Consider the following 1,129-nt stretch of genomic DNA (forward strand, 5'->3'; position numbering starts at 1 on the left):
CTCGCAAAGAAGCAGCGATCTGTTTGCCTCGGTTACGGAAGAAGCTAAAAATCGTTTTTTCAGCCTGCAGGCTAAGCGACGGACGGAGAATGAATATTGGGCTTATGATACTACCAGTGTTTCCTCCTATTCAGAGTCTCTTAAGCAAGTCAAATACGGTATCAACAAGGACCACGATCCGCTTGCGCAGATCAATCTTGCTTTGTTGTTTGGTGAAGAATCTGGCTTACCGTTTTACTACCGCAAGTTAGCAGGCAATATAAGCGATGTCAAAACAGTGAAGCACTTGCTTGCCGATCTAGGCAATCTTGGTTTTAGCAAGGTCAAACTCGTAATGGACCGAGGGTTTTACAGCAAGGAAAATATCGATGCCTTGTACCAAAATCATTTGAAATTTTTGATGGCCACAAAAGTATCCCTGAAATACGTGCAGGAAGAACTGAACAAGGTTCGAGATAACATCCGCACACGCGCTAATTACAATGCCAGCTACCAACTTTACAGCCATACTGCAACGATAGACTGGGAGTATTCACAGAAACGCCCGTACAAAGGCGATGTGATTGAAGGGAAACGGCGGATGTACCTGCATCTTTATTTTAGCGGTGAAAAAGCACTGGAGCACGAGAACCGTTTCAATGCGCTTCTTGATCGGCTCGAAGCAGAACTAGTTTCCGGGAACCGCAAAGCAGAACACGAAAAGCAGTACGCTAAATACTTCGAAATCACTTCAACACCAAAACGCGGGACAAAGGTAACCCCAAAACAAAAAGCCATTACCCAAGCGGAAAAAGACTACGGATTCTTTGCCCTCATCAGCAATGAAATCAAGGATCCCATCGCCGCTTTAGATTTGTACCGTAACAAAGACATCGTTGAGAAAGCCTTTGGAAATCTTAAAGAACGGTTGAATTTACGGCGCACAGCCGTTTCATCAGAAAGTTCGCTTGAAGGAAAATTATTCGTGCAGTTTATTGCATTGATCTATTTATCGTACATCAAAAAGCAGATGTCCGAAAAAGGGCTGTATAAAAATTATACGATGCAGGAATTACTGGACGAATTGGATGTCATTGAGGCATTTGAAAATCCAGGCAGTGCAGTACGAGTGGGTGAGATTACGAAGAAG

Annotated in this window: 1 protein-coding gene; it reads left to right on the forward strand. The window is 43.6% G+C overall.

Annotated elements, in window-relative coordinates:
- A partial coding sequence (locus tag ABFX15_RS12065; RefSeq protein ID WP_346025639.1) for an IS1634 family transposase occupies positions 1 to 1,129 on the forward strand: 1,129 nt, incomplete at both ends.

The organism is Alkalibacterium indicireducens (genome assembly GCF_039522005.1).
Lineage (GTDB): Bacteria > Bacillota > Bacilli > Lactobacillales > Carnobacteriaceae_A > Alkalibacterium > Alkalibacterium indicireducens.